The organism is Pseudomonas sp. NPDC089996 (assembly GCF_044748405.1).
Classification (GTDB): Bacteria; Pseudomonadota; Gammaproteobacteria; order Pseudomonadales; family Pseudomonadaceae; genus Aquipseudomonas.
This window is the reverse complement of the sequence record NZ_JBIVGA010000005.1, coordinates 329996-352256: the sequence shown is the minus strand read 5'-3', so window position 1 is coordinate 352256 and position 22261 is coordinate 329996. Positions and strand designations below refer to the sequence as shown.

The 22261-nt window shown below is 64.5% G+C and carries 18 protein-coding genes and 1 pseudogene; 5 read left to right on the top strand and 14 right to left on the bottom strand.

Annotated features, from left to right (window positions below; genetic code table 11):
* The first annotated feature begins 18 nt into the window (after nt 1-18).
* A complete protein-coding gene (locus ACIPW4_RS11675) occupies nt 19-1071 on the top strand; it encodes a Gfo/Idh/MocA family protein (RefSeq protein WP_400657891.1) in 1053 nt (350 codons plus the stop codon).
* A gap of 23 nt (nt 1072-1094) precedes the next feature.
* Nucleotides 1095-1910 carry a sugar phosphate isomerase/epimerase family protein gene (locus tag ACIPW4_RS11670; protein ID WP_400657889.1) on the top strand — a complete coding sequence of 272 codons (816 nt, stop codon included), beginning with the start codon at nt 1095-1097 and terminating at the stop codon, nt 1908-1910.
* Nucleotides 1911-2103: 193 nt separating this feature from the next.
* On the opposite strand, the gene ACIPW4_RS11665 is transcribed toward ACIPW4_RS11670, so the two are convergent.
* Nucleotides 2104-3855: a murein L,D-transpeptidase gene (locus tag ACIPW4_RS11665; RefSeq protein WP_400657887.1), complete on the bottom strand. Its 1752-nt coding sequence runs from the start codon at nt 3853-3855 to the stop codon at nt 2104-2106.
* A gap of 12 nt (nt 3856-3867) precedes the next feature.
* Between ACIPW4_RS11665 and ACIPW4_RS11660 the strand changes: the two are divergent.
* A pseudogene (locus tag ACIPW4_RS11660) lies at nt 3868-4160 on the top strand (murein L,D-transpeptidase catalytic domain-containing protein); the annotation flags it as partial.
* A gap of 184 nt (nt 4161-4344) precedes the next feature.
* Here ACIPW4_RS11660 and ACIPW4_RS11655 read toward each other — a convergent pair.
* The 5 genes from ACIPW4_RS11655 to ACIPW4_RS11635 form a co-directional block, all read right to left on the bottom strand.
* Nucleotides 4345-5670 carry an MFS transporter gene (locus ACIPW4_RS11655; protein WP_400657885.1) on the bottom strand — a complete coding sequence of 442 codons (1326 nt, stop codon included), beginning with the start codon at nt 5668-5670 and terminating at the stop codon, nt 4345-4347.
* A gap of 165 nt (nt 5671-5835) precedes the next feature.
* Nucleotides 5836-7506: an FAD-dependent oxidoreductase gene (locus ACIPW4_RS11650; protein WP_400657883.1), complete on the bottom strand. Its 1671-nt coding sequence runs from the start codon at nt 7504-7506 to the stop codon at nt 5836-5838.
* Between the two features lie 188 nt (nt 7507-7694).
* On the bottom strand, nt 7695-8015 hold the full coding sequence (locus tag ACIPW4_RS11645) for an NIPSNAP family protein (RefSeq protein WP_400657881.1): 321 nt from the start codon (nt 8013-8015) through the stop codon (nt 7695-7697).
* Nucleotides 8000-9727, bottom strand: a complete 1728-nt coding sequence (locus tag ACIPW4_RS11640) for an FAD-dependent oxidoreductase (protein ID WP_400657879.1) — start codon at nt 9725-9727, stop codon at nt 8000-8002. Before ACIPW4_RS11640 ends, ACIPW4_RS11645 begins: the two co-directional genes overlap by 16 nt.
* A gap of 4 nt (nt 9728-9731) precedes the next feature.
* A complete protein-coding gene (locus ACIPW4_RS11635) occupies nt 9732-10541 on the bottom strand; it encodes a shikimate dehydrogenase family protein (RefSeq protein ID WP_400657877.1) in 810 nt (269 codons plus the stop codon).
* 145 nt (nt 10542-10686) lie between these two features.
* Between ACIPW4_RS11635 and ACIPW4_RS11630 the strand changes: the two genes are divergently transcribed.
* Nucleotides 10687-11457, top strand: coding sequence for an IclR family transcriptional regulator C-terminal domain-containing protein (locus tag ACIPW4_RS11630; RefSeq protein ID WP_400657875.1), 771 nt, complete (start codon nt 10687-10689; stop codon nt 11455-11457).
* 40 nt (nt 11458-11497) lie between these two features.
* Here ACIPW4_RS11630 and ACIPW4_RS11625 read toward each other — a convergent pair whose 3' ends face one another.
* The 7 genes from ACIPW4_RS11625 to ACIPW4_RS11595 form a co-directional block, all read right to left on the bottom strand.
* A complete protein-coding gene (locus ACIPW4_RS11625; protein WP_400657872.1) occupies nt 11498-13954 on the bottom strand; it encodes a TonB-dependent siderophore receptor in 2457 nt (818 codons plus the stop codon).
* Between the two features lie 71 nt (nt 13955-14025).
* Nucleotides 14026-14967 (bottom strand): FecR domain-containing protein, encoded by a 942-nt coding sequence (locus tag ACIPW4_RS11620; RefSeq protein ID WP_400657870.1) that lies wholly within the window; start codon nt 14965-14967, stop codon nt 14026-14028.
* Complete coding sequence (locus ACIPW4_RS11615) at nt 14967-15473, bottom strand: sigma-70 family RNA polymerase sigma factor (RefSeq protein ID WP_400657868.1); 507 nt, start codon at nt 15471-15473, stop codon at nt 14967-14969. The genes ACIPW4_RS11620 and ACIPW4_RS11615 overlap by 1 nt, the downstream gene beginning before the upstream one ends.
* A gap of 89 nt (nt 15474-15562) precedes the next feature.
* Entirely contained in the window at nt 15563-15817 is a 255-nt protein-coding gene (locus ACIPW4_RS11610) for a hypothetical protein (protein WP_400657865.1), read from the bottom strand.
* 121 nt (nt 15818-15938) lie between these two features.
* Nucleotides 15939-17375 (bottom strand): coniferyl aldehyde dehydrogenase, encoded by a 1437-nt coding sequence (locus tag ACIPW4_RS11605; RefSeq protein WP_400657863.1) that lies wholly within the window; start codon nt 17373-17375, stop codon nt 15939-15941.
* A complete protein-coding gene (locus tag ACIPW4_RS11600) occupies nt 17372-18997 on the bottom strand; it encodes a GMC family oxidoreductase (RefSeq protein ID WP_400657860.1) in 1626 nt (541 codons plus the stop codon). The genes ACIPW4_RS11605 and ACIPW4_RS11600 overlap by 4 nt, the downstream gene beginning before the upstream one ends.
* A gap of 29 nt (nt 18998-19026) precedes the next feature.
* Nucleotides 19027-19716 carry an OmpW family protein gene (locus ACIPW4_RS11595; protein ID WP_400657858.1) on the bottom strand — a complete coding sequence of 230 codons (690 nt, stop codon included), beginning with the start codon at nt 19714-19716 and terminating at the stop codon, nt 19027-19029.
* A 135-nt stretch (nt 19717-19851) separates the two neighbouring features.
* Between ACIPW4_RS11595 and ACIPW4_RS11590 the strand changes: the two genes are divergently transcribed.
* Complete coding sequence (locus tag ACIPW4_RS11590; protein ID WP_400657856.1) at nt 19852-20901, top strand: AraC family transcriptional regulator; 1050 nt, start codon at nt 19852-19854, stop codon at nt 20899-20901.
* A gap of 12 nt (nt 20902-20913) precedes the next feature.
* On the opposite strand, the gene ACIPW4_RS11585 is transcribed toward ACIPW4_RS11590, so the two are convergent.
* On the bottom strand, nt 20914-22140 hold the full coding sequence (locus ACIPW4_RS11585) for an MFS transporter (protein ID WP_400657854.1): 1227 nt from the start codon (nt 22138-22140) through the stop codon (nt 20914-20916).
* Nucleotides 22141-22261: the final 121 nt, after the last annotated feature.

The following is a 22261-nucleotide window of genomic DNA, read 5'->3' as shown; positions in this document are numbered from 1 at the left end:
CGACAAGAGGACAGTGCGTTGAACTCACCCCTACGAATCGCCCTGATCGGCGCCGGCATCATGGGCCGCCAGCATTACCAGCACTTGCGCCGGCTGCCGCAAGCCCAGCTGTGCGCTGTGGCAGATCCAGGCCCACAGGCCGAGGCGTTTGCCGCGGAATGTGGCGTTGCCTGCTTCGCCGATTACCGGCAGATGCTCGAGCAGGCCCGGCCCGATGCGGTGATCGTCGCCAACCCCAACAACCTGCACGTGGCCACCGCCCTGGATTGCGTCGAGGCCGGTGTGCCGGTGCTGGTGGAAAAACCGGTGGGCGTGCACCTCGACGAAGTCCGCGCACTGGTCGAGACCTCGCGCCGCCGTGGCGTGCCGGTGCTGGTCGGCCATCACCGGCGGCACAACCCGCTGATCGCCAAGGCCCGTCAGGTCATCAACGAAGGCAAGCTGGGCCGGCTGATCAATGTCACCGCGCTGTGGCAACTGCAAAAGCCCGACAGCTACTTCGAAACGCCCTGGCGCCGCGAGCCGGGGGCGGGCTTCCTGCTCACCAACCTGATCCATGACCTCGACCTGCTGCGCCACCTGTGCGGCGAGGTGGTGCAGGTGCAGGCCTTTACCCGCAACGACGTGCGCGGCTTCGCCAACGAAGACAGTGCGGCGGTGCTGCTGCAGTTTGCCAACGGGGCGCTGGGCAGCCTGACCGGTTCCGACGCTGTGGCCGCGCCGTGGAGCTGGGAGCTGGATTCCGGGGAAAGTCCGATCTACCCGCGTCAGGACGGGCAACCGTGCTACCTGCTGGCTGGCACCCAAGGGGCGCTGAGCATTCCGCAACTCAAGCGCTGGCGTTACGCCGAGGCCGGTTCTGGCTGGCACACGCCGTTGCTGCAAAGCGAGGAGGCCATCCCCGCAGGCGAGGCGCTGACCTTGCAGTTGCAGCACTTCATCCGCGTTGTCCAGGGCACTGAGGCGCCGTTGATCGATGCCGCCGACGGTGGCCGTACCCTGGCCCTGATCGATGCAATCCGTCAGGCCGCCGAAACGGGCCGGGCCTGTGCGCCAGAACTGATCGCCTGATTTCTCGTCCTTAGGTAAATGACATGACCGACCGTATCTTTTCCCTCGCCGCCCTGACGGTGCTCGAACTGTCCCCGCCAGACATGGTTGAGGCTGCCGCCCGTGCCGGTTACAGCCATGTGGGCCTGCGCCTGGTGCCGGCCACCGAGCAGGAGCAGCACTACCCGCTGGTGGCGGACGCCGGCCTGCGCCGGCAGACCCAGGCGCGCCTGCGCGATACCGGCATCAAGGTGCTCGACCTGGAAATCCTGCGCCTCAAGGCCGACACCTGCGTGGCCGACTTCGAACCGATCCTGGCGGTCGGCGCCGAACTGGGCGGCACCGAGCTGCTGGTGGCCGGCAACGACCCGGATGAAGCGCGCCTCACCGCGCGTTTTGCCGAACTGTGCGACCTGGCTGCCGGCTACGGCATTCACCCGCACCTGGAGTTCATGCCCTGGACCGACGTGCGCGACCTGCGCCAAGCCATGCGCGTGATGGCCAACGCCGACCGGGTCAACGGCTGTGTGCTGGTCGATGCCTTTCACTTCAACCGCTCGCGTTCTTCGCTGGACGACCTGGCGCAACTGCCGGCGCAGTGCATGCGCTATGCCCAGCTGTGCGACGTCGCAGGTCCGGTGCCGGCCGACATGGACGAGATCCTGCGCCAGGCGCGCAACGAACGGCGGTTCCCGGGGGAGGGTGATGCCGACCTGGTGGGGCTGTTGCGTGGCTTGCCGGCGAGCGTGCCGTTGAGCCTGGAGATCCCCACCCGGCAGCTGATGGAGCAGGGCATCAGTGGTGAGCAGCGTGCGCGCATGGCGCTGGAGAAGGCCAAGGCGGTACTCGCCAGAGTCTGAGCCCATGGCACGGGCTACGCCTGTGATGGCCGGCAAGCCGGCTCTCACAGGGGCGCTCGAATGTTCTGTTGCGCCAGACAGCTACCTTGTGGGAGCAGGCTTGTCCCGCGACCGGGTGCGCAGCACCCGCTATTCAGACAGGCCGGCCTAATCGCGGGACGAGCCCGCTTCCACAGTGAGGCTCACGCGCTGCCTAAATCTGGCTTTGTCCTGTAACCACCATAGTCGTTTCAGCCTGCGGCAACGCCAAGGCGGGCAGTTTTGAAGGCAAGTTCAACTGCCGCAATAGCGGCGTGTCGTAGCCATAAACGTCGGGTTTGAACGTCACTCGCCCCTCGTTGCTCAAGTCGACCGTCCAATAGGCCAACAACACCGGTACCTTGACCGGAAGCTTGATGTTCTCGGTCCTGCCTTTGGCCAACTGTTTTTGAATACCCTCGCTGTTCCAGCGCACCGGGTCGTTGAGCAACAGCTCGACCAACTGCAGGGGATTCTCCACCCGAATACATCCGGAGCTAGTGGTGCGCACCGCCTTGGCGAACAACTCGCGATGCGGCGTGTCGTGCAGGTAAATCGCATAGTCGTTGGGGAAACGAATGACCACCTGCCCTAACGAGTTGGTAGGGCCGGCGTCCTGGCGCAGCGTGAGGCCGCGCGCGTTGTACCAGTCGACGTTCGCCGGATCGAGTTCATTGCCAGCCCGATCAAGGACCCTGATCCGGCTGGCCGCCAGGTAATCTGGATTCTGCTGAATCTTGGGCAGCATATCCTTTTGCAGAATCGTCGGCGGCACAGTCCAGGTGGGGTTGAAGGTGATGTAGGTGATCTCGGATTGAAATACCGGAGTGCTGCGCACAGGCTTGCCGACCTGCACCCGGGAACGCCAGATGGGTTTGCCGTCGCGGTATAGCGCCACCTTGTAGCCGGCGATATCGACAACGACAAAGGTGCCATGGAGTTTGTAGAGCAGCCAGCGCGCCCGTTCCATGTTCACCCGGACCTGATCAATCCGTGCCTCGACAGGCACATTCAGCGCCGTCAGGGTGGCCGCGCCAGCCACGCCATCCACACCAAGGTACTGGTCGGCCTGATACTTCTTCACCGCAGCAATGACTGTGTCGTCGTAATCGCTGCGCTTGCCCTTATGCGGATCCAGGTAACCACCGGCCACCAGACGGGCACGTAACTGTGCGACCACAGCGCCGCCCATTCCCGGTTTGAGTGACTGCCCTTCGGCGATTTTCGGCCAACCGCCGGCATCGCGAACCTGACGCAACTGCGCCAATGCCTCACGCATGTTGTCATAAACTGCCTCTTGCGGCGGTGCCTGGGCGAACGCACGGGCCACATCGTGGGCATCCAGGGCAGCAAAGAAACTGCTCACATCTTCACGGGGATAAACACCGACCGGGTCGAAGTTCCAATGAAAATCCAGCTGCGATGGGTTGACCTTGCCGCGCCGCAATTGCAGGAGTGCAGTGATGTAGGTGCGGGTCAGCGCGATATCAAAAGCCGCCGCTTGCGCTGGCGTCGGCGCGGAGGCCTGCAATAACGATTGAGCCTCGGCCAACTCGCCGACCCGGAAGTCCGCAGGGTTCAGGCCGTCGATGTGAGTGTCATTCAGACTTTTGAGCAACTGGGTGACATCGCGCCCGTCTGTCCAGGCGGCGCGATAGTTGCGATGGGAATAGAAATCGAGAACAACGCGATTGATGTCCGCGCGCTGATGCTTGCGCGAGGTAATCAAGGGAGGAAATGACGATGCCAGGGGTTCGAGCGCGGCCTGGATCTCTTGTCCAACGATGTCGTCAGGCGCTGCAGTCGCCGAACTGACTTGCGTAGATGCCGACACGATCTGCGACGTTTCACCCAGCGCAGTGCCACTGATCAGAAAGACCATAAATACAGCGCGGCTTATGACGAACAACCTTGTTGATTGCACCATGGAAAATCCTTAATGCGCATGCAAGGCCTGGAACCGGGCTTTAACGATAACGCTTTTGATCGGGCAATCGTCATCCATGGTGCACCGTACGTCAGCCCGGTGCTGGCCCGGGCCAATGGTCGCATCGGCAGAAGCCTCGGCTGTCCGGCAGTGAGACCGGCAATTGCGCACCGGCTGATCGACGCCATGAAAGATGGGCAGTTACTGTTTTCCTACTATCCCGACCAATGCTGGCTGAAGTCTTCTTCCTACATCAATTGTGCGGCACGGTGGCGTCGTCTGAGAAGGCTACGAAGCGTCAGTAACCCAAGCCCTCGCCTGTCAAAATTGAAATCCCTGCCTCAGCCTGCCTCGACAACATCGACGAGCAGGGCAGTTGTTCCCACAAGTACTGCACAGGTCTCGGGGCCGGTGGTTTACCAGTGAAAACCCAGGCACGCATAAAAAAGGGGCCCGTCAGGGCCCCACCGAGGTAACTGGAGTTCGCGCCTATTGGGCTTCGATCTTGCGCGGCGCCATGAAGTACATCCAGACCAGCGCCAGGAAGTACATCGCCGGAATCATGGTGAACAGCACGGCATAGTTGTTGTTCGTCGCCATCAGCACGCTACCGACGATCTGGGTCATGAACATCCCGCCAATCGCCGCGCACATGCTGGCGAAACCGAACACCGTGCTGATCAGGTGCTTGGGCGTGTAGTCCATCACCAGGCTCCAGATATTCGCCGTCCAGGCCTGGTGCGCGCCGACCGCCACGGCGATGGCCAGCACCGCGATCCACAGCCCGCTGGCATGGGCGGCGAAGGTCACGCTGAGCATGGTGCAGGCGAAGATCAGCATCGATACCAGGCGCGCCGTGGTGGCGCGCACGCCGCGGCCGATCAGCCACGAGGACAGGATGCCGCCGCCGATGCTGCCGAAGTCGGCGGTCAGCCAGATCAGCATCAGCGGGATGCCCATCTGGGTCACGCTGATGCCCAGGTTGTACTGCTGGTTGAGGAACGGCGGCAGCCAGTACAGGTAGAACCAGAACACCGGTGCAGTGATCGCGTAGGCCACGGCGAAGGCCCAGGTGCCGCGCATGCCGAGGATACGGCTGAAGGGCAGGCGCGCCACCTCCGGCTCGACGTCCTGCTGGATGTAGTCGAGCTCGCTCTGACGTACCCGTGGGTGTTCTTCGGGGTTGAAGTACTTCAGGCCCCAGAACACCAGCCAGACCAGGCCCAAGCAGCCCATGGCGATGAATGCAGCCTGCCAGCCCCAGACAGTCAGGATCAGTGGCAGCAGGGCCGGGGTGACCATGGCGCCGACGTTGGTGCCGGCGTTGAACAGGCCGGTGGCGATGGCCCGCTCGCCAGCCGGGAACCACAGCCGCACGGTCTTCACGCAGGCCGGGTAGTTGGCCGCTTCGGTCAGGCCGAGGATGAAGCGGCAGACCATGAAACCGGCCGCCGAGGTGGCCAGGCCATGGGCACCGGTGGCCAGGCTCCACAGCAGCACGGCGGCGAAGAAGGCGCGCTTGACGCCGACCTTGTCGATCAGCCGGCCCTGGAGCACGAAGCCGACCGCATAGCCGACCTGGAACCAGAAGTTGATGTTGGCGTAATCCATCGCCGTCCAGCTCATGGCCTTGGCCAGTTCCGGCTGCATGATGCCGAGTGCGGCGCGGTCGATGTAGTTCAGGGTGGTGGCGAAGAACACCAGGGCGAGCATGCCCCAGCGGGTCTTGCCGACGGCGAAGGCGCCACGGACCTTGTCGCCGATGCCGGCGGATGGCAGCCGTGGGCTGGCGGTAGTGAGCTTGGAGTGGTTCATATCCTGGTCGTTTCTTGAAATTGTAATTAACAGCTGTTTCTCGAACGTGACCTGGCCCCAGGCAGGGGGTACACGCAAGGCCGGTGCATGGTGAGCAGTCAATCGGCGACCGTCAATTCGCAGGAATGGGCTATTGTTCGATAATCGAACAATAGCGAGCCCCGCTCACACGCTGGCCAGCGCCTTGCCAGCCAGGTAGCCGAACGTCATGCCCGGGCCAAGGGTGATACCACCGCTAGGATAATGCCCGGCCATCACGCTGTGCATGTCGTTGCCGACCGCGAACAGGCCGGGTATCGGCTGTTGCGCGTGATCCAGCACGCGCGCCGAGGCATCCGTGCACAGGCCGGTGAAAGTGCCAAGGCTGCCGGGTAGCAGTTTCACCGCATGGAAAGGGCCGTGCAGCAAGGGCCGCAACGAAGGGTTAGGCCCATGCAGCGGTTCGCCCTGGGCCTTGTTGTAGGCCGAGGTGCCGCGCTGGAAGGCGGGGTCTTCGCCGAAGGCGGCATGCCGATTGAAGTCGGCCACGGTGCGTTGCAGTTGTTCGCTGTCGATGTCGCAGCGCTGTGCCAGTTCTGCCAGGGACTGGCCGCTGAACAGATAGCCACGTCGCTGATAGAAGCCGGTCGGGAAGGGATACGGCTTGGCCCAGCCGATACCGTAGCGCCGTTGTGCAGCATGGTCGCAAATCAGCCAGGCTTCGTGCGCTTCGCCCGGTGGCGTGGCGGCGAACAGCGCATTCATGAAGTCGTGATAGCAGTCGGCTTCGTTGACGAAACGTCGGCCATCACGGCGCACGGCGATGAAGCCGGGCTTGGCCCGGTCGATCAGGTGCGGGAAGTGGCCAATGCTGCCGTCACGGCGCGCAACCCTTGAGACCGGTGCCCAGGCGCCGGCCTGAACCAGTGTGCCGACGCGAGCGCCAACCTGTTCGCCCAGGCGCAGGCCATCACCGCTGTTCTGCGGCGGTGCGGCCGAGTAATGCTGGTCGCCATCAGGCGCATGGGGCATCAGCTGGGCAATGCGCTGTCGATCATGGGCGAAGCCGCCACAGGCAAGGACCACACCACGGCGTGCGCGGATCACCTGGCCATCGGCGAACTGGGCGCCGTCGACGCGCCCATCGCCGAGCAGGCGGGTGGCTGGTGTGTCGGTGAGGAAGGTCACATTCAGGTCCAGGGCACTGCGCAACAGGCGCGCGACCAGGGCGTTGCCGTTGACCAGCTGCAGGCCGCGACGGTGCAGCAGCAGGTCGCGGCCATGGCGCAGCAGGCGCTTGCCGACATGCAGGGCGGCCTTGGCTGAGCGGCGCGCATTGAAGAAGGCGGCCATGTCCGCGCCACCGGCGATGCCCATGCCCGCCAGGCTAACGATGTCCAGTGGCGGGCGCAGCGTGTGCAGCCACGGGCCAAGCAGGCGGCCATCGAACGGCAGCGCGCACAGCGAGCGCCCGCCACCCGCGCTGCCGTCGCCTGCATGCATGTCGGGCATCTTGCTGCCGGACTGGAATTGCACGGCCGTGTGTTGCTGGAAGAACGCCACCATCTCCGGGCCATGGCGCAGGAAGGCGCGCTGGCGAGGGTCCAGTTCGGCGGTGTGGGTCTGGGCGCGCAGATAGCGTTCCGGTGCGTCGTCCCTTTCGACGATGCCTTCGGCGATGGCCAGCGGGTTGCGCGGAATCCACAGCCAGCCCCCCGACCAGGCACTGGTGCCGCCAAGCTGGCTGGTCTTTTCCGCGACGATCACTGTCAGGCCGTGATGTGCGGCGGTTACGGCGGCCGCCAGGCCGGAGGCACCGGAGCCGATGACAAGTACGTCACATTCGCGGGGTTGCATGAGTAGATCCTTATGCGGTCAGACACGGTTGTTGTGGGAGCGGCCTCGCGTCGCGAAAGGGGAGCGAAGCGCCCCCAGGATTTCAGCTTCGCCGCGTGAATTGTCGGGGCCGCGCTGCGGCCCTTTCGCGACGCAAGGCCGCTCCCACAGGCCGCTCCCACAAGGTCGGCGTTGAATCATGGGGCGGGTTATTGCAGCGGCGAAAAGCCCGTAGGCCGCAGCAGCCGCGAGTGCAACTGCAACACCGCGCCCAGTTCGCGGTTGCGCCGCGAGAACTCGGCCCAGCGTGGGTCGGCTGCCATCGAGGCACGGCGCGCCATACGCTCGTCGAGGCTTGCATAGGCCCACATATGCACCACCTGGTTGACCTCGCCGAATTCGCTGGTGAAGAAGCCCACCAGGTTGCCCAGGTGCTCGCTTTGCACTGCCAGTGCATGGCTCTGGTACAGGGCCAGCCAGTCGGCCATCTTCAGCGGGTCGAGGGTGTAGGTTCTCAGTTCGTAGTACATGCGGGTTGCTCCAGGTGAGGGGCTGGCGCCTGCAGGCGCGCGGCGATATGGCTGGCAGCGATCCAGCCGAAGGTGAGGGCGGGGCCCAGGGTGATGCCGGGGCCGGGGTAGGTGCCGTTCATCATCGAGTTCATGTCGTTGCCCACGGCATACAGCCCGGCAATGGGCACGCCGCTGCGGTTCAGCACGTTGGCATTGGCGTCGGTCACCAGGCCACGTGCCGAGCCGAGGTCGCCGGTATGGATGCGGATGGCGTAGTACGGCGCCCTGGTCAGCGGCGCCAGGCAAGGGTTGGGTTGGTGCTGGGGGTCGCCCATATAGCGGTTGTAGCTGTTGCCACCTTTGCCGAACTCACGGTCGATGCCGTTGCGGGCGTCGGCATTGAAGTGCTCCAGCGTCTGCTGCAAGGTCTGTGGATCGACGCCGATGGCCGCCGCCAGGGCTGGCACGCTGGCGGTGCGCCGCAGGTAGCCGGCGGCGATCAGCGCCGAGTTGTCCACCGGTTTTGGCCGCGCCAGGCCCAGGCCATAACGGTTCATTGCCTCGGCGTCGCAGATCAGCCAGCAATGGCCGATACCCTTGGCGAACATGGTCTGCACGAAGTGGTGGTACGAGTTGGACTCGTTGACGAAGCGCCGCCCGGCCGGGTCGACCGCGATCACCCCCGGTTTGGCACGGTCGGTGACGAGGTGCGGAAAACGCTCGCGCTCGCCGTTGGCATGGCGCAGCTCAGACACCGGCGCCCAGAAGAAATTGGCCGCCAGACCCTCGCCCTGGGCCGCCGCCACTGCCTCGCCCAGGCGCAAGGCGGCGCCGTCGTTGGTGGGTGGCGACATGCTCAGGTGGGGCGCTGCGGCGTCCGGACGGTAGCTGGCCGCCAGCGCCCCGGCAGCGAAGCCGCCCATGGCGCAGACCACGCCTGCGCGCGCACGCACCCTCACCAGTCGGCCGTCACGCTTGACGATTACACCGGTTACCACGCCGCGTTCGACGATCAGCTCCTGCGCTTCGCTGCGCAGCCAAAGCTCGCTGCCGTGGGCAAAGGCGCTGCTGGCCAGACGCGCGATCAGCGCATTGCCGGTGGTCAGGCGGGTGCCCCGTGGGTGACGCAGGCGGTCCCGCGCATAGCGCGCCATCAACTTCAGGCAATGCCACAGCGAGGCCGGCGAGCGGCGCAGATTGAGGAAGTGCTGGATATCCACCCGGTTGACCATCATGCCGCCGAACAGCAGCATGCCCGGCGGTGGCATCTTCAGGTCCTTGAAGCGTGTGCCCAGGGAGCGACCATCGTACTCGACCATCTCCAGGGCGCGGCCGAACTCGGTGGCGCCAGGCTCGTCGGGGTAGTAGTCCGGCGAGTGCGGACGCAGGCCGTAGCGCAATTCGGTGTTGTGCTCCAGCCAGCGCAAAGCCTGGTGCCCTTGCTCGATGAAGGCGTCCACCAGCGCGGGGTTGTAACCTGCGCCGATGATCGTCCTCAGGTAGGTGCGCATGGCCTCGGAGGAGTCCTTGGCGCCGGCAGCACGGGCTTGATCGCTGCCGTAGATCCACACCGCGCCACCGGAAATCGCCGAGGTGCCGCCAAAGTGTTCGGCCTTTTCCACTACCAGTACTTTCAGCCCGCGGCGGGCCGCCGTGGCCGCCGTTGCAAAGCCCCCGGCACCGCTGCCGAGAACGACCAGATCGAACACTGCTTGTTCGCTAGCGCTCATGGCTTCAGATCTCCAGCGGTGTGACGCCCATGAAGGCGCCGAGGTGGCCCAGTTGGGCGAAGGCCATCTGTGCACCGGTCTGGATCGGGCAGCCGCGTTCGCGCGCCCGTTGCAGCAGCGGGGTGATTTCCGGCGAGGTGACGACGTCGGCCACCAGCGTGGTGGCGTTCAGGGTCTCCAGCAGTTCGGCCGGCAAAGGCAACTCGCCGCTGTCGCCCATGCCGACCGGGGAGGCGTTGACGACCAGGTCGAAGCCCTCCAAAGAGCGGTACCGGGTAGCGATTTCCAATGGCGCGAAGGCATTGCCGAGCACTTCACCCAGCGCCCCGACGCGTGCGGCGCTGGGGTCGACAAGGGTTATGCTGGCGATACCCGCTTCGCCCAACGCATAGGCGATCGCGCTGCCGACCCCGCCGCAGCCCACCACCAGCGCGCGCTTGCCGTTGGCCACGAAGCCATGCAGGCGCGCGGCGCCGAGAAAACCCGCACCATCGACGTTGTCGCCCAGCAGGCGGCCGTCAGGTTCGCGGCGGATCACGTTGACCGATCCCAATGCCCTGGCGCGCTCGCTGAGCCCGTCCAGCTGTGTGGCCAGGGCCTGCTTGTACGGCACGGTGACCACGCAGCCGCGCAGGTTGCGCCAGCCGCGCAGGTTGTCGACAAAGGCGCCCAGCGCCGTTGCCTGCAGGTCGATGGGAAGCATCGCCACGTCGCGGGCGTTGTTGGCGAACCAGGTGTTGAAGTTTTCCGGCGACTTCACCTGGGCAATGGGCGAACCGACGATGGCGACCAGTGCTGTCGAACCTCGGATCATGTTGACCTCCGTTATGGCTGTTGTTCTGGAGGCCAGCTTGGCGCGGGGCGGAGTCATCAACAATGCGCTTGACGGGAATTAAATGCGATAATCGCAGCCATCACGCGGTAATCGCATTAACTGCCCCTTTCCAAGAGCCGAGTTCATGTCCCAGCCTGAGATCCACCCCCGCGACCTGATCGCCGGCCTGCAGAAAGGCCTGGCGCTGATGCAACTGTTCAACGCTGAACAGCCGCGCCTGAGCGTGCCCCAGGCGGCCAGGCTGTCCGGCCTGACCCCAAGTGCCGCGCGGCGCTTTCTGCTGACACTGGTGCATGAGGGTTTTGCCGACACCGACAACCGCCATTACTGGCTGACGCCCAAGGCCCTGCGCATTGGCCAGGCCTATGTCGATTCCGCGCAGTTGCCGCGCATGTTGCGGCCGATCGTCGAGCAGGTGGCGCGGCAGACCCAGGAGCATGTGTCGGTGGGCAGCCGCGATGGTGACGAGATCATCCACCTGGTGCGCAGCCGCTACAGCCACATCGCTTCGTTGTCGATCCGCCCCGGGTCACGGGTGCCGATGTATTGCACGGCCAGTGGCAGGGTGTGGCTAGCGTGGCTGGAAGAGGGGCAGCGGGAGGACTATTTCGCGCGCAACCCGCTCAGGGCGCTGACGCCTTTCACCCAGACCGACAGGGTGCAGTTGGAGGCGGAACTGCAGCGGGTGAGGGCGCAGGGTTACAGCATCGTCGATCAGGAGTACGAGATCGGCATGCGCGTGCTGGGCGTGCCGCTGCAGGGACGCAGCGGCACGCTGAAGGCGACCTTGACCATCACCACCCATGCGTCGAGGTTGAGCATCGACGAGATGCGCCTGCGCTACCTGGCGACGCTGTATGAGGCGCAGGCGCTGCTCAAGCCGGTGCTGGATTGAGACAGCGGGGGCAGGCCAGAGGCCGACTCACGACCCTTGCTCAGAAGTCGGCTCTCAACGTGACGGTATAGTTGCGAGGCTCGCCATACACATTGCTGGCGTTCAGCCAGCCGATCGAGGAGTAGTACTTCTTGTCGAACAGGTTGTTGCCGTTGAGGGCGACGCTGAAGTTCTGGTTGATCTGATAGGCCACGCGAGCGTTCCAGATGGCGTAGCCTGCCTGCTCGATCTTGCCGACGCCGCCGGTGCCACCAAAGTTGGTGTTGTAGTTCTTGCTCTGGATGTTGGCGCCGGCACCAACGGTCCACGGGTTCAGCTCGCCAGGCAGGTTGTAGTCACTCCAGAAGCGCAACAGGTGGCGTGGCGTGTAGCTGTTGAAGGTAGCACCTGAAGCCGTGGTGCCATCACCCGGGTCGTTGAGAAACTTGGTAGAGGTGTAGGTATAGCCGGCAAACAGCTGCAGGCCGGCCAGCACTTCGCCGCTGATTTCCGCATCGAAGCCCTCGGCGCGCACCTTGCCCCCTGCCACATAGCAGTTGTTCTCACCGTCCTGTCCGCACTGCGAGGCGTAATCGTACTGGGCGCGGTTTTCCTGGTCGACCCGGAACACCGCGAAGCTGGTGTTGACTCGGCCATCCATCAGTTCGCCTTTCAGGCCGATCTCGTAGTTGGAGCCTTCGATCGGCTTGAGTGGGGCGAGGTCCTCGCTCAGTTCGGTCTGCGGCTTGAAGATGTCGGCGTAGCTGACATAGGCCGACCACTGATCGTTCAGCGCGTAGATGAAACCACCATACGGGGTGACTTCGCCGGTTTCCTTCGCGTGTGCAGGGTCTGGCGAGGTGGTGGTGAAGCGCTGCAGTTCGTAGTCGTACTGATAGTTGCTGACCCGTGCGCCCAGTACCAGGGTCAGCGGCTCGGTCAGCTTGTAGCGCACCACGCTGTACACGCCATTCTGGCGAATCTTGGCCTTGGAGACGCCGGCATAGGTGGTGTTGAGCATTTCATCCTGGGTCGGTTCACGCGGGGAAACCGGGTCGTAGATGTTCAGCGGGCCGAGATTGAGCAGGCCGCCTTGCAGGTCGTCGGAGCGCAGGTCGCTGGCGTTGGCTCCGACCACCACCTCGTGCTCCAGGCCGAAAGCCCGCCATTTGCCGGTGAGGTTGATGTCGGCGCCCTGGTTGATGTTCTCGAAGTCGTACAGGTAGGCACGCGACTGCATGCCGTCACCGGTTGCCGGATCGACAGCACCACGGCCGAAGCTGTAGAAAATGTCGTTGGTTTCGCGAATGTAGCTGCCGGAGGCTTTCAGGCGCCAGTCTTCGTTGAAGTCGTGGGTGATGTCGGCGAAGTAGGTGGTCTGCTTGTTGTTCCACTTGTTCCAGTCGGCGCCGGTGAAGGTGGAGCGGCCGGCATGCACCGCGCTACCGTCCAGGTTGCGGGGCAGACCACCGAAAAAGGGTGTGGAGTGCAGGTCTTCGACGCTGGCCCCGGCGGCCACCGTGGTGGCGTCGCCGAGGTCGTATTCGAGGATCCCGTACAGCACGTTCTTGCGGCTTTCTGCCGTGTCGTAGAAGTAGTCACGGTCTTCATGGCCAGCGACCAGGCGCCCGCGCAACCGGCCGTCGGCGGTCAGCGGGCCGCTGGCGTCGAGGGTCTGTCGATAGGTGTCCCAGGAGCCAGCGCTGGCCGTGACGGACAGCGAAGGTACGGCCTTCGGACGCTTGCGCACCAGGTTGATGGCCGCACCCGGGTTGCCGCTGCCTTGCAGCAGGCCGTTGGCACCGCGCAGGATCTCGACGCGGTCATACAGCAGGGTGTCGGAGGTGAAGCTGCTGCCGATACCGTAATAGCGGCGGTCGAGCGGCACGCCGTCATACTGGATGGTTTCCACCTCGAAGCCGCGCGAGTAGATGTACTTGCCGCCTGAGGGGCTTTGGTAGGTGGTGATGCCCGTCGTGTGTTCGAGCACTTGGTCGAGGGTATCGAGACGCTGGTCGTCCATCGCCTTGCGGGTGACCACGCTGACCGACTGCGGGATGTCCTTGAGGCGCTGAGTGCCCTTGCCGATGGTGACCGCGCTGGAGGTGTAGCTGCCAGAGCCCTCGGTGGTCGCCGAGTCGCGCTGGCCGTTGATATTGAGCGGCTCCAGATTGAGGGCGTCGCCGCTCAGTGGCTGCAGTTCCAGGCCGTAGACGTCATTGCCGCGCCGCACGGCACGCAGCCCGGTTCCGGCCAGCAGTTGCTGGAAGCCGTCCTCGATGCCGTAGTTGCCCTGCAGCCCTGGGCTGGACAGGCCACGGGTCAGTTCCGACGTATATTGCAGGGTGATACCACCCTCACTGGCAAACCGGGCCAGTACCTGGGCCAGGCTTGCGGAAGCGATGCTGTAGGCATGTGGCGCCTGAGCAGGTGCGGCAATGGCCGGCATGCCTGCACCCTGCAGGGCGACGGTAAGGGCGAGGGCGGTTTTGCAAGCCCTTGGAGTAGAGCGGATCATCGAAATATTGTCCTTATGTGTGGCAGTTCCACTGGTAAGGACTGACGAGCTGGAAAATCGGGCCAAATTTTTCAGTGCGTGGTCACGGTCACCCAGTAACGGGTGCGGTAATCCACATTCACGGGCAGGGTGGCGGGCAGCGCGGCCAGGATCGCGTCGGTATTGCCCAGCTGGAATGTGCCGCTGATGCGCAAATGCGCAGCCTCAGGCTGGCATCTCAGCCAGCCAGAGCGATAGCGGCCAAGCTCGCTCAGGAACTGCCGCAGAGGCATATCCTCGACCACCAGCTGGCCTTGGGTCCACAGGCTGTCCTGTTCGCGGGCGATGCCCCTGTGGCCTTGGCCCTGGGCGTCGAAGGTCAGCTGCTGGCCTGCCTCGATGGTGTGCCGTGCGCCTTCGAAAGGGCTTACCCGTACCGCGCCCTCCAGTACGCTCAGTTGCGTGCTGCGTTCGCGTTGCCGGACCATGAAACGGGTGCCCATGGCCTCCATCAGGCCTTGCCCGCTGGCCACCCGTAGTGGCCGGTGATGTGTGCTGCTGGCGTCAGGCCCGCTGACGACCAGCACCTCCCCCCGCTGCAGGGTGATCAGCCGTTGCCGCTCCTCCAGACGCACGTCTACCACGGTGTCGGTATTCAGGTCGAGCAGGGTGCCGTCTGCCAGTGTGAACCGCCTGTGCTGACCGACGACGGTGGCATAGGCCGGCTGCGGAGATAGCTGGCGGTAACCCAGATAGCCCAGTGGCGCGACAATGGCCAGGGTCAACAGTTGCTTCATCGCCTGCCGCCGTTCCCGGTCCAGTGTGCCCATTGCCAGGCGCGGCGGCAGCAGGCCCAGCTGCGCACGCACGCGTTCAGCCTTCTGCCAGGCCCGCTCGTGCTCGGGCGCGGCAGCCCGCCAGCGCGTGCAGGCTTCGCGCTGGGCCGGGCTGACGCCGTCGTCGAGCATCAGCATGTGCCAGTGGGCAGCCTGGCGCGCCACTTCTGGGCTTATCCGCAGCATGCTGGCAGCCATCAGGCGTCTTCATCGAACAGGATGCAGGCTTCCAGCGCATTGGCCATGTGCCGCTTGACCGTACGCTCGCCAATGCCCAGGCGGCGCGCCACTTCGATGTAGCTCAGGCCTTCCAGTTGCACCAGCAGGAACACTGAACGCACGATCGGCTTGAAGGTGTCGAGCAGAGCGTCCAGTTGCTGCAAGGTCTCACGCATGGCCCATTGTTCTTCGGCAGACAGCGCGAACAGCTCCGGCAGCTGCGCAAGCATTTCCAGGTAGGCGCGCTCCAGCGACTGGCGGCGGAAATGGTCGTAGACCAGGCGCCGGCTGATCGTTGCCAGGTAGGCCCGCGGCCGTTGCAGGCTGAGGCTGGCGCCTGCTTTTTGCTGGGCCTGAAGGATGCGCAGGAAAGTGTCCTGTGCCAGGTCGGCGGCCTGGGCCGAGCAGCCCAGCCGGCGGTAGAGCCATTGCTTGAGCCATCCGTTGTGCTCGGCGTAGACCTGACTGAGATCATCGTTGATCACGGGTGTCCCTCCGGGGTGAGGAGGGCACCTTAGATGATAACGATTATCAAATCAATTTCTTTTCAGGCAGGTTCAGCCTGCATCCCTTGTCAGGCGTCGATGCTGGCGCAGTCCACCCGCAACAGAGGGAAACGCTCGTCTGGATTACGGCACTCGTCCGTCAGCTTCTGGCGTGCTGCTTCTGCGAGTGACCGGGTCGGGTAGCTTGGCTTGAGCCGCAGTTTTTCCTGGTTGTCGTAGATGTCGAAGCCACCAGGAACGGTAGCGGCATAGAAGCGGGATCCCGACTGGAAGGATTGTTTTTCGATGGGCACCGCTGGAACGATAACAAATCTCGATTGCATGATTCGTGCCTCCCCAGGCAGATACCTTAGTATTAGCCTGAAGAGCGGGAGGCATCAATATGACTCATCGGGACGATTCAATGGCGCGTCGTGTCACGCCCAGCCGCCCGCCCGCCTGGGCTTACCAACCCTTGCCAAGATAGAACCTCACCACCAGGCGCTGAACCCAGCGGCCATAGGGAGGATGGAACAGCTGGGTCGGGAACCAGCGCTGGCGCTTGAATACCGACTTGCCATGGGACAAGGCGCGGAAGCCTTCCTCGCCATGGTAGGAGCCCATCCCGGAGTTGCCCACGCCGCCAAAGGGCAGGTCGTGCTGGAACACATGCCACGCCCAGTCGTCCAGGGTTACGCCGCCACTGTGGGTGTGCGTGAGCAAGCGCCTGGTCTGCGCTGCGTCCAGCCCGAAGGGGTAGAGCGCCAGAGGCCTCGGGCGGGCCTGGATGTAGGCGATGGCCTGGTCCAGGTCACGGTACTCGATGATCGGCAACAGTGGCCCGAACAGTTCCTCCTGCGCGACCCGCATGTCGTCGCTCACCCCGGTGATCACCTGCAGGGGCAGGCGTCTTGGCGCGTCGTGCGAGCTGTGGCAAGCGAGTACCGTTGCGCCCTTGGCCCGGGCGTCGGCGAGCAGTGCCTGCAGGCGCTGGGCATGGCGGTCGCTGATGATGCTGGTGTAGTCGGCGCTGGTGGCCGGGTCCGGGTACAACCGTTCGAATGCCCGCTTCACCGCTTCGGCGAACAACTGTGCCTTGCCTTCGGGGACCAGCACATAGTCCGGCGCCACGCACACCTGGCCGGCGTTGAAGCCCTTGCCATGGGCGATGCGCAAGGCCGCGTCCGCCAGGTCAGCACCTTCACCGAGCAACGCCGGCGACTTGCCACCCAGCTCCAGGGTCACTGGCACCAGATGGTCGGCGGCGGCGCGCATGACATGGTGGCCGACCTGCGGCGCCCCGGTGAACACCAGGTGATCCAGCGCCATCCCGGTGAATGCCTGGGCGGCGGACAACTCGCCGCCGAACACGGCCACGTGGTCCTCGTCGAACACCTCGGCAAGCAGGGCCTGCAGCACCTTGCGGCTGTGCGGTGCGAACTCCGAGACCTTGATCATCGCCCGGTTGCCGGCCGCCAGCGCGGTGATCAGCGGTCCCAGGGTCAGGTACAAGGGGAAATTCCAGGTGCCCACGATACCCACCACACCCTTGGGCTGGTACTCGACCCAGGCGCGGTTGCCCAGGAACAGCAGTTCGGTCTTGCGTCGCTGCGGCTTCATCCAGCGCCGCAGGTGGGCGATGGCGTGGCGGGCGTGCAATACCGGGCCGAGCACTTCGATCTGCAGCGTCTCGAAGGCGGCACGGCCAGCGAAGTCGGCGTTCAGCGCCGCGACGATAGGTTGCTGGTACCGGCGGATGGCGCCGACCAGACGCTTGAGGTGCTCCAGGCGAACCTTGAGCGGAACCTCGGGCTGAGCGTTGAATGCCGCGCGTTGGCGGGTCAGCACCCGTTGCATGTGCTCGATTTCGGCCGTGTCGCCGAGGTGTGCCAGATCGTTCATCGCGTGCCCTCCTGGCGGCTGCGCAGCAGCATGTCCGCCGCCTTCTCACCGATCATGATGCTCGGTGCATTAGTATTGCCGCCGATCAGGGTAGGCATGATCGAGGCGTCTGCCACGCGCAGGCCGGCGATGCCATGCACGCGCAGCTGGTCATCCACCACTGCCAGCGGGTCGTGGCCCATCTTGCAGGTGCCAACCGGGTGGTACTGGGTGTCGGCGCGGTTGCGGATGTCCTGCTCGACGGCCTGGCGGTCGTGTTGATGCAGGGGATACAGAGGCTTGCCACGATACGGCGTCAGCGGCGTGGCATCGAGGATGGCGCGCTGTACGTCGGCGCCGCGCATGAGCACGTCCAGGTCCTGCGGGTCGCTGAAGAAGCGCGGGTCGATCAGCGGCGCCGCCATCGGGTCGGCACTGGCAAGCCGAACGGTCCCGCGGCTTTTCGGGCGCAGCAGGGTCAGGTGGCAACTGAACCCGTGGCCCAGGCGCAGGTTGCGCGCATGGTTATCGACGATGGCCGGGACGAAGATCAACTGCAGGTCGGGGGCGGGCAGGGTCGGTTGGCTTTTGAAGAACGCCCCCGATTCGGCGAAAGGCGAGGTCACCAGGCCCTTGCGCTCGCGTTTCCACTGAACCATGGCCTTGAGCATCTTCCAGCTGAAGGTGGGTGAGCAGCCGAAGGTGTCGGCTTTGTCGGGGCTGCGGTAGGTGAACACATAGTCGATGTGATCCTGCAGGTTTTCGCCTACCCCCGGTAGTTCGTGGGTGAGGGCGATGCCGTGCTTGTGCAGTTCCTCGCGCGGGCCGATACCCGAGAGCATCAGCAGTTGCGGCGATCCAAAGCTGCCGGCGCTCAGCACCACCTCGTGGCGCGCCTTGAGCACGACGCGCTCGCTGCCCTGGCGCAACTGCACGCCCGTGGCGCGTTTGCTTTCCACCAGCACTCGCTCGACCACGGCGCCGGTCAGTACGGTGAGGTTAGGGCGGTGCAAGTTGGGTGTGAGGTACGCCTTGGCGGCACTGCAGCGCTCGCCATTGCGCTGGGTGACCTGATACATGAACGCGCCTTCCTGATTGGCGCCGTTGTAATCCGGCGTTCGCTGGATCCCATGGATTTCGGCGGCCTGGATGAACGCGGCGTTCAGCGGGCTCGGGCAGCTCACCTCGGTGACGCTGAGCGGACCGTGCTGGCCATGATAGGCGTCGTTCACCTGCTGGTTGTGTTCGGATTTGACGAAGTACGGCAGCACCTCGTCATACGACCAACCCTGGTTGCCCATGGCGGCCCACTGGTCGTAGTCCTGGCGGTGCCCGCGCACGTAGAGCATGGCGTTGATCGAGCTGGAGCCGCCAAGGGTCTTGCCCCGCGGCTGGTAACCGCGTCGGCCGTTCAGGCCGGCCTGCGGTTCGGTCTGGAAGGCCCAGTTGTTGATGCGCGTCGGCAACATCGCGACCACCCCCACGGGCGCGTGGATCAACACGCTTTTGTCACGGCCGCCAGCCTCGATCAGGCAGACGCTGATGGCAGGGTCCTCGCTTAACCGGCTGGCAATCACACAACCTGCCGAGCCACCGCCAATCACGATGTAGTCGAACGTGGTGTTCATTTTTCCAGTGCTCATGTCTGGGCTCCGTAAGGGCTGCGGCGGGTTCAGAAGTGATAGCCGACGGTGAACGAATAGACGTCAGGGTCTGCTTCGACGTCGATCTTGCGCTTGACCTCGCCCACGCCCGGGGTCTGGGTCTTGATGGTGGCCGTGGTATCGATCCAGTAGCGTGAATAGGAGAACCCGGCGCTCCAGTTGTCCGTCAGAGGAATCTCCACGCCAACCTTGGCCACGGCGCCGAACGAGTCGTCCAGCCTGGAGGTGCTGGAGGTGCCACCGAACGCCGTGTTGTAGGCGGCGGTCATCTTCTCTTCACTGAACCAGGTGTAGTTGACCCCCAAGGCAATATAGGGCTGCACGCCGAACACCTCGAAGTTGTAGGCGATCAGCACGGCGGGGAACCAGGCCCGGGCGCTGCCGACCTTGCCCAGCGGTTGGGCGGCGCCTGCACCGTCGAAGCTGATGACAGGCGGTGCGCCGGTTTGCAATACCAGCGACCAGGGGCCAGCCAGCCTGCGCTCGTAGATCAGTGCCAAGGTACCGGTATCACGCACAGTGGCCTGGACATGCTCTGGGGTCATGCCGGGCATGCTGGTCATGTCGCCCGAGTCGGTGTTGAACTGGATGTCGGCATAGCCGATACGCACGGTGTTCAGGGGGGCGTCACTGGCGAACACCGGCAAGGCAGTCAGCGGCAGGAGCGTGGCAAGGGCAGGGGCGAACAGTCTTCTCATGACAGCCTCGGGTCTTATTATTTTTCTTCGGTGAATCAACGAGGCTAAAGATGCAACGAGGGGGGCGGCGGCGGGAGGTTGTAATGTGCCAGCGTGGGGGTTAATTTCTGCCAATGTGCAAACGGAGACCCTTGCATGACCCAGCTGATCGTAGGCAGCTATGGCACTGCCATGGATGTCCCGCAACACAACATGCTTGGGCTGCCGGCCCTGGTAGCCGAGCTGCAGGCTCAGGGCGTCGATGCCCTGGGGTTGTTGGCGGATACCGAGCTATCGCCGCAACAGATGCTGGATCCGGCCACGCGCATTTCCCATCGGCAGAAGCTGGCGGTGTTTGCCAACATGCAACGCTTGATGCGCCACGCTGACAGCGGCCTGCGGGCAGGTGCCAGGCAGCGCCTGAGCGACTTCGGGATCTTCGGCTACGCGCTGGTCAGCAGCGAGACGTTCGGCCAGGCAGTCGAGTTCGGCATCCGGCACATCCGCCTGCTCGGGCCAATCTTCCAGAAGTCGTTCCGGCTGGAAGGCGACGAGGGCGTATTCATTGGCCAAGGCTTCTACGCCCTGGGCGAATTGATGCCCCTGGCGAGCGAATTCTGGTTCGCCTCCATCCATTCGCTGGTCCAGTGCGTGCTGGAAAAGCCGTTCCCGTCCCGGCGGCTGTTGCTGCCGTATCCGGCACCTGAGCATTGGCAATGTTATGAAGCGTTCTTCCATTGCCCGGTCGAGTTCGACAGCCCGGTCATGGAGTGGCGTTTCGACGCGAGCGTGCTGCAGTTGCCTTGCCCGAACGCCAACCCGATCACCTCGGCGATGAGCATGGGTTTCTGCCAGCAACTGGTCGCCAACCTGCCGGACGAATCCGACCTGGTCGAGTCGGTGCGCATGGCCTGCCTGAGCCGCAACGGACGTTTCCCGGGGGTGGAGGTGGTAGCGCGCAGCCTGGGCATGTCGACGCGTACCCTGCACCGGCGTCTGGCAGACTACCAGCGCACCTACCAGAGCGTGCTGGATGAAGTGCGCTGCGCGTTGGCGATCGAGTTCCTGCAGCAAAGCGACATGCCCATGGACGACCTGGCCGCCCAGGTCGGTTTTTCCGAGGCGGCCAATTTTCGCAAGGCGTTCCGCAAATGGACCGGCCGGGCGCCGGGGGAATATCGCAAGGCCATTCGTAACGGCCCCTGAGTATCCGATCCGTCAGCCTGCCTGTGCCGCCAGGCTGTTGCTGACATTGCGCCCCAGCACCAGCACCGTGACAAACCCGCAGCCGACCAGGGCCGTGGCCAGGCTCAACAGCACCGAGCTGCCCAGCTGGTCGACGATGCGCCCGCCAAAGAACGAACCCAGCGCGATGATCACCTGGAACATGGCAACGAACAGCGGCATGCCGCGTTCCACGTCCTTCGGTGCCACCACGAACATCCAGATGCTGGAGCAGGCCGGGAAGGCGCCGAAGGCAAAGCCCCACAGCGCGATCAGCATCGCCGCGCCGGTCAGGCCGGTGGCGAAGTACGGGAACAGCGCGGTGCTGACGCCGATCATCACCGCCACCAGCATCAGCGTGTGGCGCACGCTCTGGTTGGCGGCGTAGCCGGCGAACAGGTTGCCGATCACCCCGGCCACACCGTAGAGCAGCAGCAGCGAGCCGATGGTCGGCCCATCGAAGCCGGAGCTTTGCTTGAAGAACGGCGCAACATAGGTGTACGCGGCAAAGTGCGCCAGGCCGATCAGCAGCACGGCGATCAAGCCGACCCGGGCTTGCGGGTTGATGAACAGCGCCGGCAGGTCACGCAGCGCAATGGCTTTGTCCGGGTTGAGCCGCGGCAGCAGGAACAACTGCGCCAGCAGTACCGGCACGCCCACCAGTGCGGTGACCAGGAAGGTCATGCGCCAGCCCATCAGGCCGCTCAGCCAGGTGCCCACGGGCACGCCCAGCACCGTCGCCAGGGTCACGCCGGCCATGATGATCGAGGTGGCCCGGGCCACGCTCACGCCCTTGGGCGCCAGGCGGCCGCTGAGGGCGATGGCGGTGGCCCAGAAGCCACCGATACTGACGCCCAGCAGCACGCGGCCGAACAGCAGCAGGCTGAAGTCGCTGGCGTAGGCCACCACCGCGTTGGCGATGATCATGATCAGCGTCAGGCCGATCAGCAGGTAGCGCCGGTCCATGGCGCCGATGCCCACCGACAGCAGCGGGGCGGCGAGGGCGGCCATGATGCCGGGCAGGGTCACCATCAGACCGGCGTGGCCGGCGCTGATACCCAGGTCGCTGGCGACATCGTTGAGCACACCGACCGGGAGAAACTCACTGGTGACCAGGGCAAAGGCGCCCACGGCGACCGAGAGTATCGCCAGCCACTGCTGCCTGACGCTTTGTTGATCATGTTCGGGACGGCCGTGTGAGGCCTGGCTGTCGCTTGGCATTGTCCTGATTCCAAGGTGAAGTCGCCTGTTGCAGGCGAAGGGGAGGGAGAAATTGAAGGCGATTATAAAAGCCGCTCTTGCCAACCTGACAGGCGCGCCGTTCGATAGTAATCATCAGCGT

Bases quoted from the DNA above. Each gene is read 5' to 3' on its own strand.
- ACIPW4_RS11595 (WP_400657858.1), bottom strand. From the start codon at position 19,716: ATGAGAAGACTGTTCGCCCCTGCCCTTGCCACGCTCCTGCCGCTGACT.
- ACIPW4_RS11670 (WP_400657889.1), top strand. From the start codon at position 1,095: ATGACCGACCGTATCTTTTCCCTCGCCGCCCTGACGGTGCTCGAACTG.
- ACIPW4_RS11640 (WP_400657879.1), bottom strand. From the start codon at position 9,727: ATGAGCGCTAGCGAACAAGCAGTGTTCGATCTGGTCGTTCTCGGCAGC.
- ACIPW4_RS11630 (WP_400657875.1), top strand. From the start codon at position 10,687: ATGTCCCAGCCTGAGATCCACCCCCGCGACCTGATCGCCGGCCTGCAG.
- ACIPW4_RS11625 (WP_400657872.1), bottom strand. From the start codon at position 13,954: ATGATCCGCTCTACTCCAAGGGCTTGCAAAACCGCCCTCGCCCTTACC.
- ACIPW4_RS11620 (WP_400657870.1), bottom strand. From the start codon at position 14,967: ATGGCTGCCAGCATGCTGCGGATAAGCCCAGAAGTGGCGCGCCAGGCT.
- ACIPW4_RS11605 (WP_400657863.1), bottom strand. From the start codon at position 17,375: ATGAACGATCTGGCACACCTCGGCGACACGGCCGAAATCGAGCACATG.
- ACIPW4_RS11645 (WP_400657881.1), bottom strand. From the start codon at position 8,015: ATGTACTACGAACTGAGAACCTACACCCTCGACCCGCTGAAGATGGCC.
- ACIPW4_RS11600 (WP_400657860.1), bottom strand. From the start codon at position 18,997: ATGAGCACTGGAAAAATGAACACCACGTTCGACTACATCGTGATTGGC.
- ACIPW4_RS11585 (WP_400657854.1), bottom strand. From the start codon at position 22,140: ATGCCAAGCGACAGCCAGGCCTCACACGGCCGTCCCGAACATGATCAA.
- ACIPW4_RS11635 (WP_400657877.1), bottom strand. From the start codon at position 10,541: ATGATCCGAGGTTCGACAGCACTGGTCGCCATCGTCGGTTCGCCCATT.
- ACIPW4_RS11610 (WP_400657865.1), bottom strand. From the start codon at position 15,817: ATGCAATCGAGATTTGTTATCGTTCCAGCGGTGCCCATCGAAAAACAA.
- ACIPW4_RS11650 (WP_400657883.1), bottom strand. From the start codon at position 7,506: ATGCAACCCCGCGAATGTGACGTACTTGTCATCGGCTCCGGTGCCTCC.
- ACIPW4_RS11590 (WP_400657856.1), top strand. From the start codon at position 19,852: ATGACCCAGCTGATCGTAGGCAGCTATGGCACTGCCATGGATGTCCCG.
- ACIPW4_RS11655 (WP_400657885.1), bottom strand. From the start codon at position 5,670: ATGAACCACTCCAAGCTCACTACCGCCAGCCCACGGCTGCCATCCGCC.
- ACIPW4_RS11665 (WP_400657887.1), bottom strand. From the start codon at position 3,855: ATGGTGCAATCAACAAGGTTGTTCGTCATAAGCCGCGCTGTATTTATG.